This is a genomic window from Mariniflexile sp. TRM1-10 (genome assembly GCF_003425985.1).
In the GTDB taxonomy this organism is placed as follows: Bacteria; Bacteroidota; Bacteroidia; order Flavobacteriales; family Flavobacteriaceae; genus Mariniflexile.
On record NZ_CP022985.1, the window covers coordinates 3,911,082 to 3,927,245 of the forward strand.

Genomic DNA, 16,164 nt, shown 5'->3' on the forward strand with positions numbered 1-16,164 from the left:
TGAGATACTTTCGATTGTTAAATTCTTCTTAACAGATAGTTAATTAAGGGTTTAGGATTTTTATTTAACAAAACCCTAACAGTTGTATGTCTTATTTGTGGCTACTTTAGGGACTATTAATCTCATAAGCCAACAATTATGAAAAACAATTATTTTACCAAAATTTTTATTTGTTTAGCACTTTTTGTAGGTGCTAATGCATTCGCTCAATTAAATACACCACGAGGAAGTCAGCATGCAACCGTTTCACAGCGTGTGGGTATATCAGACATTACGATTAACTATTCTAGACCAAGCGTTAAAGACCGGGAGATATGGGGAAAATTGGTACCTTATGGTATGAATAATCTCGGATTTGGCACCTCTACTGCGGCACCGTGGCGTGCAGGAGCCGATGAGAATACCACCATAACCTTTTCTCATGACATGAAAGTTGAAGGACAACCTATTTCTGCAGGAACTTATGGTTTTCATGTTGAAGTAAAGCCAGATAATAAGGCAACCATTATTTTATCAAAAGACTCTAAGGCTTGGGGCAGCTATTTCTATGATGAAAGTATGGACGCACTAAGAGCCGATGTAACCACAAACACTGTGGCTCATAAAGAATTATTAACCTATGAATTCAATACCGTTACGCCAACATCTACCACAGTTTCATTAGTTTGGGAGAAAAAGGAAATTCCTTTTACTGTCGAAGTTCCAGTTACGGAGATTGTTTTAAACGATTTTAGGGAACAGTTTAAAGGTCAAGCAGGTTTTAGCAGACAGAATTGGGAACAAGCTGCAAATTATGCTTTAAATAACGGTGGTGATTTAAATGAAGCTTTGAGTTGGATAGACGCCGCTATTTCCGGACAATTTTTCAGTCAAAAAACATTCAATAACCTAGCTATAAAAGCACAAATTTTAAATAAGCTAGGAAGAACTCAAGAATATGCAGCGCTAATGGATGAGGCTTCTGGTATGGCAAATAAGAACCAATTGAATATTTTGGGGTATCAAATGCTGGCGGCTAATGATTACGACCGTGCCTTAAAATATTTCAAAAAAAATGTAGCAGATTATCCAAACGATGCCAATTCTTATGATAGTTTGGGGGAGTGTTATAAAATGATGGGTGATAAGAAAAACGCCATTAAAAATTTAAAAAAATCATTATCGTTAAATCCACCTGCAAACGTTAAGGCAAATTCTGAAAAGCTTTTAGCGGAACTGGAGACTATGTAATAATTTATATCAATCAAACAGCAAACAGTGATTAAAAGCTCAACAATAAATGGTTGGGCTTTTTTTTTATCCGTGAATGGTTTCGCTTTTGCCGTAGTTTTTTATGACTTCGCTTTCAAAGGCTACCAGTTCTTCCCAGCGTTTATCAACATTTACACCTTTGCCATATTTTCTAGCGTAGCTTATAAAAAGGGTGTAGTGTCCTGCTTCACTCACCATTAAATCATAATAAAACTTTGAAAGTTCAGGATCTTTAATTTCTTTTGATAAGAGTTTAAAACGTTCGCAACTTCTAGCTTCAATCATGGCAGAAAATAACAGTCTGTCCACCATACATTGCAAGCGGTTTCCGCCTTTATTCATGAATTTATAAAGTTCGTTTACGTAGCTGTCTTTTCGCTCTCTGCCTAATTTATAGCCACGTTTTTTAATGATATCGTGCACCATTTGAAAATGTTCCAATTCTTCTTTGGCAAGTTCTAGTAAGTCAGTAACCAAATCGGGGTATTCAGAATTAAGTGTTATAATTGAAATGGCATTGGTAGCCGCTTTTTGTTCGCACCACGCATGATCGGTTAATATCTCTTCAATATTCGACTCTACAATATTTACCCAACGTGGGTCGGTTTCTAACTTTAAATGAAGCATTCTTAATATTAATAATATGTGTTACAAAGATAGTTATTAATTTAATTCACTGTTGTCCGATTGAAGATTCAAGACCGTTTGCTAAAAGAAAATAGAAGACGGAAGATGGAAGATGGAAAATTATTAGGCTTTCAACAAATAAACAAATAAACGAATCAACAATAATAAATACATTTTTGATTATAGAAACTCACGTTAGTTTAAGAGATATAATTCCAAATATTCTTATACTTGCCTAAAGCCTTGTAGGTGTTTAAAATAACTTTATTATCCGTATCTGATAAAGTAGGATCTTCTTTAAGTAGTTTTTTAGCGTAAAACCGCGCACTTTGTAAAATATCTTTGTCTTTAATAATATCGGCAATTTTAAGGTTTAAAACACCACTTTGTTGGGTTCCCATAACGTCCCCGGGACCACGTAAGCGTAAATCTACTTCTGCAATTTCAAATCCGTCACTAGTTCTTACCATGGTTTCTAAGCGGGTTTTACTATCGCTACTTAATTTATGCCCCGTCATTAAAATGCAATAGCTTTGTTCGGCACCACGACCCACACGGCCCCGTAGTTGGTGCAATTGTGATAAGCCAAAACGTTCGGCACTTTCAATAATCATAACCGATGCATTGGGGACATTGACGCCTACTTCAATAACCGTGGTGGCAACCATTATTTGTGTTTCGCCTTTAATAAAGCGCTGCATTTCGAAATCTTTATCTGCGGGTTTCATTTTACCATGAACAATGGAGATTTGATAGTCTGGCATCGGGAAATCCCGTGAGATACTTTCGTAGCCATCCATCAGATCTTTATAATCCAACGCTTCGCTTTCTTGGATAAGTGGGTACACAATATAAATTTGCCGCCCTTTAGCAATTTCATCTTTAATGAATTTAAAGACATTCAATCGGTTTTTATCATACCTATGAACTGTTTTGATGGGTTTTCTTCCAGCTGGTAATTCATCAATAACAGAGATATCCAAATCACCATAAACCGACATGGCCAAGGTGCGTGGAATTGGTGTTGCCGTCATCACTAAAACATGTGGCGGAGATGTGTTTTTATGCCACAATTTACTTCGTTGTGCCACGCCAAAACGGTGCTGCTCATCGATAATAGCAAGGCCTAAATTCTTGAATTTTACCTTGTCTTCCAATAGGGCGTGCGTACCAATTAATATCTGTAAATCGCCATTTTCTAATTCGGCATGGATTTTTTTTCTTTCTGAAGTAGTACTTGAACCTGTTAGTATTTTTATACTGATATTCAGTTTGTTACAGTGTTCAAGTAAACCATTATAGTGCTGAACTGACAAAATTTCAGTCGGCGCCATTAAACATGCTTGAAAACCGTTGTCAAGTGCCATTAACATTGACATAAACGCTACAATGGTCTTTCCGGAACCCACGTCACCTTGTAATAACCGATTCATTTGCGCATTGCTGCCTAAATCAGCTCGGATTTCTTTTAAAACCCGCTTTTGTGCATTGGTTAATTCGAAGGGTAAATGGTTGTTAAAAAAGGTGGTAAAATAATTGCCAACATGTTCAAATGGAAAACCCTTAATTTTTGATTTATGAATTAAATTTTTGATGATAAGCTGCAACTGAATATAGAAAAGTTCTTCAAATTTTAAGCGAAATTGTGCCCGTGCTAATAGCTCTTGGCTTTTAGGAAAATGCACATTAAATAAGGCGTCACTTTTTTTAATTAATTTTAATTCGGAGCGTAATGGTTCTGAAAGTGTTTCTGTAAATCGTCCTCCCGTTTCAATAAACAACTCCTGAATAATTTTACTAATCACACGATTGCTGATGCCCTTATTCGATAGTTTTTCGGTAGAAGGATATACGGGCTGCATCGCAGAACGTAGATTTTTTTCGTGTTCTTCCTGAAGTTCCATTTCCGGATGCGCCATGTTGAATTTTCCACTAAACCAATTTATTCTACCAAAAGCCACATAATTGGTGTTTGGTTTTAAATTTTCTCGAATCCATTTTTGCCCACGAAACCAAACTAATTCCATAAACCCCGTATCATCCTGAAAGGTAGCCACCAAGCGTTTGCCTTGCTTTTGGGCAACTTCTTTAAATGCTACTATTTTACCTATAACTTGTACATCTGCATTACTTTGTTGTAACTGGTTGATTTTGTAATACTGCGTTCTGTCAATGTATCTGTTTGGAAATAAATTTATTAGATCTTGATACGTGTGAATACCTAACTCCTTACGAAGTAAATCGGCTCTATTTGGGCCAACACCTTTTAAGTAATCTATGGGAGTTTGAAGATTGGTAGTCATAGAAGACGAATTTAAGGCATTTCAATCAATTCAAAAAATAGAAAATTTATGTATTTTGGCTTAATGGTTGATATCTCAAGTTTATGAAAAGATTCTTAATTATAATTTTGCTGCTTTTTACTTCTGGTTTGCAAGCACAGCAAACTGACTATGTTGATTTTAAAACGGCAAAAGCAGATATTGTTTTTGGAGATTTGAGTAAAAAGGAAGTTGGAGGAACTATTGTTTATGAATTTGAAGTTTTAAAAAGCACAGATTCCATTTATATTGATGCGGTTAATTTTTCCGAAATAAAGTATGTTTTAGACGGAAGAATTAAAGGTGAATTGTATGATGGAAAGCATCTGATTATTAAACACCCATTTAAATTAAATACACACCATAGAATTGATGTTACTTGGAAGGCAAAACCAACAAAAGCCATGTATTTTGTCGATTGGGGATATGAAGAAGGCAATAAACAAATTTGGACACAAGGTCAAGGCAAATACACCAGTAATTGGCTGCCGAGTATAGATGATATGAATGATAAAATTGAATTTGATTTAAGTATTACATTCCATAAAGATTATGACGTGATAGCCAATGGCAAATTAACAAATCACCAAATCAACAATTCTACAATTACGTGGCATTACAATATGCAACAACCCATGAGCAGCTATTTAGTGGCCTTAGCAATTGGTAAATACCATAAAAACACAGAACTGTCTAAAAGCGGTATTCCTTTAGAAATGTATTATTATCCCGAGGATTCGTTAAAATTTGAACCAACGTACCGGTACACCAAACAGCTATTTGATTTTCTTGAAGAAGAAATAGGCGTGCCGTATCCCTGGCAAAATTACAAACAAGTACCCGTTAAAGACTTTTTATATGCAGGTATGGAAAACACCAGTACCACTATTTTTGCAGATAGTTTTGTTATAGATTCTATTGCTTTTGTAGATAAAAACTACGTGAATGTCAATGCGCATGAACTCGCACACCAATGGTTTGGTGATTTGGTTACCGAAACTTCCGGTACGCACCATTGGCTTCAAGAAGGGTTTGCGACTTATTACGCCTTATTAGCCGAACGAGACGTGTTTGGAGACGCTTATTACTATTGGCAGCTTTACCAATACGCCCAAGAATTATTGGAACAGGATAAAGTAGGACAAGGCACTTCGCTTTTAGATCCAAAATCGAGTAGTATCACGTTTTATAAAAAAGGAGCCTGGGTATTGCATATGCTTCGGGAACAAGTAGGTGATAAAGCGTTTAAAACGGCTATTAAAAATTATTTAGAAAAACATCAGTTTAAAAATGTGGAGACCGATGATTTTATTGTTGAAGTTGAAAAGGCTAGTGGACAGGATTTAGATGAATTTGTGAAAGTGTGGTTGGAAAGCGACATCTTTCAATATGAAAAGTGTATTAATTCATTAAGTAAAAATTCAAAACAAATGTCAAAAATGATTGAATTGGATCAAGAGTTGCTTTTTTCGTCTCATTCTCCAGACTATAATGTTGATAGATACTTTGACAAAGCGACGAGTTTGCAATTAAAAGCATATTTGTTTTCTAAAGATATGATTACCATTGTTCATGACAGCATAATTAAAAAAGCTTTAAATACAAAAGATATAAAAGTCCGTCAAGCCCTAGCTATAAATAAAACAGAAATACCTTCAGAATTAAAAGCAGACTTTGAAACTCTTTTAAATGATGAATCTTATCTCACCATAGAAAAAGCATTATTCAATTTATGGTTAAATTTTCCGCAAGAGCGAAATAAATACTTAAGTAAAACAAGAGACATTCAAGGATTTAATGATAAAAACGTGCGCATTCTTTGGTTAACATTAGCATTAATTACTGAAGATTTTGAGCCCGAAAATAAAAATAGGTATTTTGAAGAGCTCACGGATTATACAGACCCCATATATGGTTTTGAAATCCGACAAAATGCTTTCCTGTATTTGCAAGAAATAAAAGCTTGCAAAGAGGCTTGTGCTGAAAATCTAAAGCAAGCTGCCAGTCATCATAGTTGGCAGTTTTCAAAATTTGCTAAATCCTTATTGGAAGTGATTGACAGTAATTAGTATATAGAACTCATTTACATAGCATCAGAAAATCTATTTCCTCCGTTCCAGATTGGCAGGATTTCTACATACCAAACAACTCGCTAAATAGGTGATTGAAAGTTCGTAAACGCCATTGGTCCTTCCGATACTCGACGTATTCAAATCATAAGAAAAACCGAAGCGCAATTGCTCAAACTCCAAACCCACGAACGCATTTATGGAAGTAAGCAACTCATTGTTTGCATGGTTCTTTGCGGGATTGGTAACCGCCATGGCACCGAGCATTAATTTGTCAAGCTTTATGGTGGTGCCTATGTCAAACCTGTTAAAACCGCCTTGTTGCATATAATTGGCGGAAATAATCATGTCGTTATAATCAAAATAGGGAAACTTGTAATAGCCATGTAGGGAATAAAAAATATCCAGCGGCACATGGCCATTATCCAAAAAGGAAATATTGGGCCTGTTTAAATGCTTAATGGAGGCACCTAGCCATAAATCGGTATCGTTTCGTGTGTTCTTTTTGTCAAAAACAAATCCAGTACCGAAATCCATAAAGGCAATATTGTCATTTGCATTTAAGGCAAAAGGGTCTGACGAATTCGGATTAATGGTTCCTGAATTAATATTAATTTGGTCTGCCAGCAATAGGTTCCAGAAATTAAAAGACTTTGTTCCAAAACCAACCTCTATAGCTGGCCTGAAAAACCAATCGTTTGCTAGCTCGATATGATACGCAAAGTTAATGTTGCCCTGTAGGTGGTTGTAATTGGTCTTGTTTTCATGTTGGTTTAAAATACTGAAACCGATGCCTCCCACATTCTCAATCCAAGAATTAAAAAAGGCATACTCCGTATCTACCCTTAGATCCAAACTGGGCCATTGCGTTCTATGCATTAATCCTAAATAAGAAGCGTCTTCAAAGCCTGAAAACCCAGGGTTTAAAGTTTCGGGAACTAAAAAATATTGTGAAAAAACAGGGTCCTGTGCATTTGCTTTTGAATAAAAACAAGCTATGATAATGAGTGTCAGTAGTTTAAATTTCATCTATAATATATCCTGTTTTTATTTAATTAAAACTAAAGAGCCTTCTCTTGTAATCGTGTGGTTATAGAAGGTTTTGGCGGTAAGTTTATAATAGTAGTTGCCATTTTCACTAGCAATCCCTTTTATTTTTCCGTCCCAACCTCTTATATTTTCGCCTGTTTCAGCATATATGATACCGCCCCATGTATCGTAAATATGAAGTGTCATGTTATTTAATCCAATAAAAACAGGAGCGAAGTAATCGTTTAAGCCGTCTTTATTTGGGGTGAACGCATTCGGCATGATAATGCTGTACCCTTTTTCAATTACTAAAGTGGTTTCGCTATAATATTCACATCCAAATGGATAGGTGACGGTCTGTTTTATGGTGTATGTGCCTTCTTTTACATATATATGTTCTGGATTTTCCTCATTTGAAAAATTGCCATCTCCAAAGTCCCATGAGATATTGGTAAAATCGCCAATAGATCCATTAGTGAATGTGATGGGGTCATAAACTGAATACAAATTGTAAACACTAAAACCAAAGGAATCTGTAGTAAAACGCGCGTCATCCAGTATGGGAGTTTCTACTTGAATTGAAAACTCTTCAACACAGCCAAAGCTATCTGTAACTGTAAGTATGACTAAGCCATTGGTGTCGGTTCTCATTATTTCGTTATTGGCACCACTAATAATACCACTAGACCAGCTAAGTTGATAAGGAGGGATGCCCCCTTTTACTTTAGCAATAAATGTTTGATCTACATACTTAGTTTCGCAATTAAAATTTGTAATGACTTCAAAAGGGGATTCCAATGCAGCAAATCTTTTTACTTCCCATGTTTCTGATAGTTTACAGTTATTGGCGTCGGTGATGGTCACGGTGTAAACGCCAGGAGGTATGTTTGATAAATCTTCTATTCTAGAACCATTGCTCCAAGAAAAGGACAAGGGCAATGTGCCTCCGGTAACTTCAAGATCTATGGCTCCGGAATTTACATCATCACAATCTAAAGCATCTGTTACATCACCAATGAGTTTTAATGGCAAAGGCTCGATAATAGTGAACGTTTCTTGTATAACGCAGTCTTTAGCATCTGTAATGGTAACGGAGTAAGTTCCTGGGCCTATGTTGTTTCGTTCGTTTCCAGAAGTTGAACCATCGTCCCATACTAATGAAATGGGGTTTTCACCACCAACAAGATTTAGTTTGATACTGCCATCATTTTCGCCATGACAAGACACATTTTTTACGGTTGGATTAATATCAAAAATAGGCGCATTGGCTAAAGTGATAGGGAAATTCACAACACAGTCTAAAGCATCAGTTACCGTAACAACATATGTACCATGGGATAAATTGTTTTGAACCATGCCAGTACCTAAATTGCTCCATACCAAAGGTTCATAAGGAGGTACGCCTCCAGAAATGCCATTGATGGTAATAGCACCACTGTCATCATTATAGCATATAATTTCTTTTACGGTGTAATCTAGTTTTATTTCGGGGTTTTGAGGCACTACAACTTGTAAATTTTTGGTGCATCCAGAGTTATCGGAAACTGTTAAGTTGTAAGTTCCGGCCTGAATATTATTTAAGTTTTGAAGACTGCTTCTAAAGCCATTAGGCCCTGTCCAGGACCATCTATAATTAGGTCTGCCACCCTTTGCCGTAACGTCAATTTTACCCGTAAAAGAGCCGTAACAAAGAATTGTATCTACGGGATTAGCTAAACTAACTTCTAATAATGGCGGTTCTATGATGGTGTAGCTTCCTCTTAGAGTATCGCAATTATTCACTTCGGTAATAGTTACTTCGTAGTCGCCCGGTTCTAGGTTTGATAGATCTTCCGTAGTGGCAGTAAATGTGGGGTCATCAACTTTTACCCAAGTATAATTATAAGGAGGCGTTCCTCCTAAGGTGGTTAGATTGATTCTTCCATCATTAAGTCCGAAACAAGAAATATCATTTTTACTACCTGAAAATCTAAATAGTCCAGGTTCGGTAACACGAAAGGTGTTGCTGTATGGACATTTGCCGTCATCGGTGATATTTAAAGTATAGTTACCTGGTTCTAGATTGAAAATATCTTCATTTGAACTTGAAAAGCCATTAGGGCCTGTCCAAGTAATTGTATAAGGATTTCCTGTTGAAAAAGGGATGCCGCCTGATATATCAATATTTATAGAGCTGTCATCAGATCCAAAACACGTAGCATTTACGATGTTTGGTGTTACCTTTATTAAAGGATTAACAGTTACTGTGATAGTGAAATCTGGCCCTGGACACGATCCCGATATGGGAGAAACAGTATAGGTAACAGTGGCAGGAGCATTTGTATTATTTGTTAGTGTTTGACTAATATTTGTTCTTGGTGAGGATTGCTCTGATGCACCACTTATTGCACCTGCTGGAGTTATTACGGGCGTATTCCATGTATAGGTTGTGCCAGAGGGAACATTGTCTGTACCATTCGAGGTAGGTCTTACTTGAAAGGTTTGCCCACTACATATATCAATAGCTTTGGGAGAAATAATAGGGGATAAAACTAAATCTACCGAAAAATTTTGATTTTTAGTAGTCGTACCACAACTATTTGTTACACTAAAAGTAACCGTGTAATTTCCGCTAGCAGAATAGTCTATTTTTCCTGGATTTAATAGGGTAGATGATGAGGGTGTTCCACCCGGAAAACTCCATAAATAGGTGATTTCTGAACTTGGGGAACATGTTTCTTCAACAGTTCCAACTGGGAAAATGGATGCAGATTGACAAAAATTAGAGAGCGGTTCTAATGTTGTAACAGGTGGTTTTTTTACATCGATACGCTTAGTAATGGATCGATCTATACCACATGAGTTTCTTGTGGTTAATCTCAGATAATAAATACCCGGTGTTGTAAAAGATATGACAGGGTTTTTAGAATTTCTATAGGTGCCATTTGTGAAATTCCAACTTTCTGGTTCTTCTCCACAATAAGCTTCAGAATAGGAAATAATATCCCAAATGTAAGTTTCGGCGCCACAACCCAGACTAGCATTAGTCGTGTTTGTTATTTGCAGAGGAGTGGAAGCACAGGCATTATCAAAAGTAAAATTGGGTTCTAGGATGGGTTCAACACAAATGGTTTTAGTTGCTGAAATTCCTTTTCCGCAAGGGGTTTCAGCCGATAAAGTAACGGTGTAATTCCCTGGTGTTCTGTAAACATGACTCGGATTAACCGCTCTTGACGGCGTACTTCCATCTCCAAAGTCCCAAGTGTATACATTAACAGTGCTACAATCATTTGTAAATCCTGCTACGGTAGTATTGTTAAAGTAAACAGATGTATTAGCACATACGATGCTGTTTACATTAAAGCTTATAGTGGGTACATCTAAAATAATAATAGGGCCAGCAGTTAAGAATGTGCTACCACAGGAAGTGGTTATTGTTAAAGTAACCGTGTTCCCACTTGGACAGTTAAATCTGGTAAATGTATGCGGTATAGGGAAATCTTGAGATGCTGGTGGATTTGCTGAATTAAAATAAGGCGAGCTTTCTAACTGGGCTTGTGTGTAATTTGCCGTCGTGCCATCGCCATAATTTACACGATAATTTGTATCTGAAGGATTTGAAGCCCAAGACCCAATGGCAAAATCCATAGGCGAAACCGGTGTGCATAAATTGGTGGTATTTCCTGGTGCTATTAAGGCACCGATGGGGTTGTTGGAGTTTTTTATTACATAAGTAATAGCGTTGTTACAGCCACTCGTACCAATTCCTGTTATTATCATATTAAAAGCTCCCAGTTTTGTATAAGTATGCATTCTAGGGAATGTGACATTTGTTTCGGTTGTGCCATCGCCCCAATCGACATTATAAGAAGCAATACAGGAAGCCGAAGCCGAATCGTTTCCAACATTAATGGTGTATTGAAGGTCGGTGTTGTTGTCTCCACACTTTTCAAAAGGAGCAGCCGACCCACTAGGGGCATTTAGATTAACAAATTTTAAATCTGGTTTTTGCTGAACGGAAACAGTTTTAGTTAAAGAAGTGCTAATCCCATTAGCATCCGTAACGGTTAGGGTAACATCATTATCTTGAAATCCACATCCTAATGCTGTAAATGCAAATGTAGGATTACTATTGGTAGAGGTTTTTCCGCTACCAAAATTCCATAAATAAGTAAAAGGTGCATCTCCTGTAACTATAGGGGTGAATGTGATGGGGGTATCTGAGCAAGCGTTATTGTTATTAAAACTGAAATCTATAGTAGGAGGTAAAACAAAATCACTATTTTTAATAGATACTTCTATAATTTTATTTAGTCCAAAAAATGAAATAGTTAATACAGCGCACAATAAAAGGGCTAAATAGTATTTTTTGTTCATGTAGTTTAATTAGTGGTAATTTTAAGGCTATGGTGGTTTTTTTTTACAAAGAATGTTTTTTTAATCTTATGTAATAGTTTTTTTTCTACGAAATACATAAATAAATATGTAAAAAGCATTCTTATGCTTTTTTATCGATTAAATGCTATCTATAAAACATACGGATGAATATTTTAATCAGGTATCCGTCATAATTTTTATATTTACAAATAAAACATAATTTGAAAGCATTAGTAATTTCTGGTGGTGGTAGTAAAGGTGCTTTTGCTGGAGGTGTTGCACAATACCTCATTGAAGAGCTTAAGCGCGATTATCAATTATATATAGGTACTTCTACGGGCAGTTTATTGACATCTCATTTGGCTTTGCAAAAGATTGAAAAGATTAAAGATGTTTATACTAGTGTAACCAACGATAGTATTTTTGATGTGTGTCCATTTGTGGTTAAACAAAAACATGGTGCCCAAAATATAGCCATAAATCATTTTAATGTCATTATGAATTTTTTAAGAGGCAGTAAAACCTTTGGTGAAAGTCATAATTTAAGAGCTTTAATTAAAAACACTTTAACCGAGGAGGAGTTTTTAGTCTTAAAGCATTCCACCAAAGATGTGGTGGTAACCGTGTCTAATTTATCGCTAAACCAAGTAGAATATAAATGTTTAAGGGATTTTGATTATGAGGAATTTATAGATTGGATTTGGGTGTCATGTAACTATACACCATTTATGAGCTTGGTTAAAAAAGATGGTTGCGAGTATGTCGATGGTGGTTTGGGTAATATGGTTCCCATTGAAGAAGCTATAAGTCGCGGAGCCACCGAAGTGGATGCCATTATTTTGCAAACCGAAGTTAACCAATTCAATAGATTGCCGTCAAGAAACCCTTTTTCTTTATTAACGAATATGTTTGCTTTTATGTTGGATAAAATTGAGTCTCAGAACATACGTATTGGAAAATTTACAGCAAATCATAATGATGCCATCATTAACTTTTATTATGCCCCTACTGTTTTAACGACCAATTCGCTTATTTTCAATAAAGAGAAAATGACACTTTGGTGGCAAAGTGGCTATGACTTTGCCAAATTTAAAAACCAAGAAATAAGTCAATTAGAAAATTAAATATGAGGGCATTAGTAATTTCAGGCGGTGGTAGTAAGGGGGCTTATGCAGGTGGTGTAGCCGAATATTTAATTAAAGAAAAAGGATGTAAATATGATCTATATGTAGGAACCTCTACGGGAAGTTTGTTGGTGCCACACCTTGCTGCTGGTAAGATTGACAAAATTTATGATGTGTTTACAGACGTCAAGCAAAGCAATATTTTTAGTGTGAACCCTTTTCGAATACAAAAAAAAGGAGATAGAGAATATGTGTCTATAAACTTTGTAAATTCGTTGTGGCAATTTATAAAAATGAAGCGCACCTTTGGTGAAAGCAAAGCGTTGAAACGTTATCTTAAAAAACACTTTACGGAAGAAGAGTATTATTTTATAAAAACAACTAAAGAAGACGTGGTTGTAACGGTTTCGAATCTATCTCAAAACAGAGTGGAGTATAAGTCTATAAAAGATTTTTCTTATGATGAATTTTGTGAATGGATTTGGATTTCGTGTAACTACATTCCTTTTATGTCGTTGGCGAAAGTCGATGGTTTTGAGTATGCCGATGGCGCTTTTGGTTGCGTGGTACCTATACGAGAAGCTATTCAGCGAGGTGCAACAGAAATTGACGCCGTGGTTTTAGAATCTGAAAACATGGAATACATGAAAGTGTTGGGCAAAAACCCATTTTCCTTAATGCTCAATTTATTTGGGCATTTGTTGGATCAAGTAGAACGCAGTGATATTCTTATAGGAAAGCTTGCGGCTAAGAATAAAGGGGTAAAACTTAATTTGTATTATACACCTTCAAAACTCACTGAAAACTCACTGATATTCAATAAAAAACTCATGGTTTCTTGGTGGCAACAAGGGTTTGATTATGCAAAGAGCAGGCATAAATAAGCCATATCGAATGGGTTGCGTATTGGTTGATTTACCATAATTCAGATACTTCTTCTTTTATAAATGATAATGCAGCATCACTCGGTGAACGGCGTTCCATCATTTCGGTTAAAATAACCTCTCTAAGCTTATTGGCTGTATCGGTTTTTTCAAGTAAACTGGCTTTTCTTATTAATTGAATCGTGGCATTTTTCGCTGCATTAATAATGTTCCAACACCTCTCGCTTATATAGATTTGTTGTGTTAAATTATGTTCAAATTCTTGTTCAATATTCTGTATAATTAAAGCCTCATAAGCTTCCTTGTTTGAAGTTGTTGGAGGAACTCTAATTAGTAAATTTGATGGGGTCATGCGTTCTAAAAACAACACCATGCGCTCATAGGCTTGTAATCGCATTGGCAGGACATTAACTTGCAAATCTTTCTTCAATAAAAACCGTCTTCTGCCATCTTCGTTTTTGGTGTGTTCCTTAAAAAAATAATAAGCAATAAGTCCAGTAATTAATGAAGGAATAGCAAATAAAAAAAGGTCAATTAGTCTGTTAGCATCCATAAAAAGTATCATTTGGTTAAGTAGGTGTGCTTTTTAATTAGCTGTTAAACTTATATTTATATTGAAACGGCTAACTTGTTTTTCCACCCAAATATAAGCAATCTTTTAAGAGACTGTTTAAATTTTATTTTTGGAATGTTTTATAGGGCATTTTTTCGTCAGATGAAGGTATTTTAAGATTCATAGCTATAGCTACGAACCGAAAAATAGCTGAAGTATGGCGGAAAAAGGTACATAAAAGAACCAAAGGATAAAACTTAAACAGACTCTAGATCTTGCATAGAAGTAAATTTGTGATACATATATTTAAAGAATCATAGTTCTAAAAACCATATCTTTATAATATGGAAAAAAGAACAAAACGTTTTGTAATGGCTTTTTTTGCAGTTTTGATTTTAGCAGTAGCTTTTTTCAATATTAGTGATTATATAATAACTTGTAAATTAAAGAACTACTTAAAAAATGATTTGCCACAATCCGTGGAAGTTGGTTATAGTGCATTATCAGTGAGCTCTTGGCAGGGTAAGTTAATCCTGTTAAAACCAAAGATTATTAAGAAAGGAAATACTAGTAAAATAAAGTATTTACAAATGTCGATAGATACATTAGTAGTAGATGGTATCAGTTATTGGGATTATTGGATTCATGATAAAATTTCTATTGAAATGGTAAGTATAAGCAATCCAGAAATTGTTTACAACCATAATAAATCAGTGGATACTAAACAGTATGAATCCTTAAAATTGGCACCAATAAAGAAGCGTGTTGAGATAGAAACATTTAAAATGACTCATAGCGACGTGACTGTTTTTAATGCCCAAACAGACTCCTTAATACTGAATTCAAAAAATATAGACGTAACTATTCAAAATATTGAATTATTTGATAAAGAGACAAAAAACAAGAAAGCTTTAAGTTTTGAATCCTATCAATTATCCTTTGAAAATCTGTTCTATCAGCTAAATGATTTTGAGAATGTAACTGTAAAAAAATCTGAGATTAATAATGATAAAATAAAACTTAATACAGTTACATTAAAAACCAAATACACGAAGCAAAAACTATCAAGCCTTTTGACAACAGAAAGGGATCATTTCAATATTTCTATAGATTCTATTGAATTAAACAATCAGGATTTTGGATTTAAACAGGATACTCTTTTCTTTTTTCATGTGCCTAAAACTATTTTATATCGTGCTAAAACCAATATTTATAGAGACAAGTTAGTTGAAGACGACCCAACGATTAAGCCCCTATATGGCGAGATGCTAAAAACCATAAATTTTGACTTCATGCTAAAAGAAGTTGTGATAAAAAACTCTAACATAAGTTATATTGAACGTGCTAAAGCTGATAATTCTGGTGGTGGGATTTCCTTTTCTGATTTTGAAGCTACATTGCAAAATGTAGGAAACACCTATAAATCTCCAGAAAAAACTACTATAAACATTCATTCAAACTTCATGAAAAGCTCACCATTAAAAGTAGATTGGAGTTTTGATGCCAACGACCCAAGTGGTTCATTTCTATTTAGTGCCGATTTAGGCACATTTCAAACAAATGATATAAATAAATTTTCGGCACCTAATTTACATGTGCGTTTTGAAGGTGAAATTTTAAAAACCTATTTTACAATTAGTGGGAATGCCAGCACCTCTCGAATAGATTTAAAAACCAAATACCAAGAATTTGATATTATTGCCTTGAGAAACGATGGTAAAAGGAAAAACAAACTCATATCTAATATTTTAAATATTTTTGTGTCAAAAGACAGCAAAGAGGCTTCGGATAATTTCAGAGTTGGCTCGGAAGAAGACGTTGAAAGAGATCAAACAAAGTCAGTTTTTAACTTTATTTGGCTTAATGTAAAAGCAGGATTGTTGGATGCGATGACGGGCAGCCCAAAAAATGACTAAATACAATTTTTCAATAAAATTGTTTATAATTATT

General features: G+C 35.2%; 10 protein-coding genes. 5 read left to right on the forward strand and 5 right to left on the reverse strand.

Annotated features, from left to right (window positions below; all coding sequences use genetic code 11):
• Positions 1-138: 138 nt before the first annotated feature.
• On the forward strand, positions 139-1,230 hold the full coding sequence (locus tag CJ739_RS16255; RefSeq protein ID WP_117177184.1) for a DUF2911 domain-containing protein: 1,092 nt from the start codon (positions 139-141) through the stop codon (positions 1,228-1,230).
• A 66-nt stretch (positions 1,231-1,296) separates the two neighbouring features.
• On the opposite strand, the gene CJ739_RS16260 is transcribed toward CJ739_RS16255, so the two are convergent.
• Both CJ739_RS16260 and recG read right to left on the reverse strand, forming a co-directional pair.
• Positions 1,297-1,878 carry a MiaE family protein gene (locus CJ739_RS16260; protein WP_117177186.1) on the reverse strand — a complete coding sequence of 194 codons (582 nt, stop codon included), beginning with the start codon at positions 1,876-1,878 and terminating at the stop codon, positions 1,297-1,299.
• Between the two features lie 200 nt (positions 1,879-2,078).
• Positions 2,079-4,181 carry an ATP-dependent DNA helicase RecG gene (gene recG / locus CJ739_RS16265; RefSeq protein ID WP_117177188.1) on the reverse strand — a complete coding sequence of 701 codons (2,103 nt, stop codon included), beginning with the start codon at positions 4,179-4,181 and terminating at the stop codon, positions 2,079-2,081.
• Between the two features lie 83 nt (positions 4,182-4,264).
• Between recG and CJ739_RS16270 the strand changes: the two genes are divergently transcribed.
• The gene (locus CJ739_RS16270) at positions 4,265-6,268 is read left to right on the forward strand and encodes a M1 family metallopeptidase (RefSeq protein ID WP_117177190.1); all 2,004 of its coding nucleotides are present in this window, start codon (positions 4,265-4,267) and stop codon (positions 6,266-6,268) included.
• Between the two features lie 33 nt (positions 6,269-6,301).
• Here the strand turns inward: CJ739_RS16270 and CJ739_RS16275 are convergent, their stop codons facing one another.
• The gene (locus CJ739_RS16275; protein ID WP_117177192.1) at positions 6,302-7,297 is read right to left on the reverse strand and encodes a PorP/SprF family type IX secretion system membrane protein; all 996 of its coding nucleotides are present in this window, start codon (positions 7,295-7,297) and stop codon (positions 6,302-6,304) included.
• A gap of 18 nt (positions 7,298-7,315) precedes the next feature.
• The gene (locus CJ739_RS16280) at positions 7,316-11,653 is read right to left on the reverse strand and encodes a PKD domain-containing protein (RefSeq protein ID WP_117177194.1); all 4,338 of its coding nucleotides are present in this window, start codon (positions 11,651-11,653) and stop codon (positions 7,316-7,318) included.
• Between the two features lie 221 nt (positions 11,654-11,874).
• Here CJ739_RS16280 and CJ739_RS16285 point away from each other — a divergent pair, with 221 nt between their 5' ends.
• Complete coding sequence (locus CJ739_RS16285) at positions 11,875-12,777, forward strand: patatin-like phospholipase family protein (protein ID WP_117177196.1); 903 nt, start codon at positions 11,875-11,877, stop codon at positions 12,775-12,777.
• Between the two features lie 2 nt (positions 12,778-12,779).
• Positions 12,780-13,661, forward strand: coding sequence for a patatin-like phospholipase family protein (locus CJ739_RS16290; protein ID WP_117177198.1), 882 nt, complete (start codon positions 12,780-12,782; stop codon positions 13,659-13,661).
• Between the two features lie 31 nt (positions 13,662-13,692).
• Here the strand turns inward: CJ739_RS16290 and CJ739_RS16295 are convergent, their stop codons facing one another.
• On the reverse strand, positions 13,693-14,214 hold the full coding sequence (locus tag CJ739_RS16295; protein WP_117179076.1) for a DUF7935 family protein: 522 nt from the start codon (positions 14,212-14,214) through the stop codon (positions 13,693-13,695).
• Positions 14,215-14,558: 344 nt separating this feature from the next.
• Between CJ739_RS16295 and CJ739_RS16300 the strand changes: the two genes are divergently transcribed.
• On the forward strand, positions 14,559-16,130 hold the full coding sequence (locus CJ739_RS16300; protein WP_117177200.1) for a hypothetical protein: 1,572 nt from the start codon (positions 14,559-14,561) through the stop codon (positions 16,128-16,130).
• Positions 16,131-16,164 lie beyond the last annotated feature (34 nt).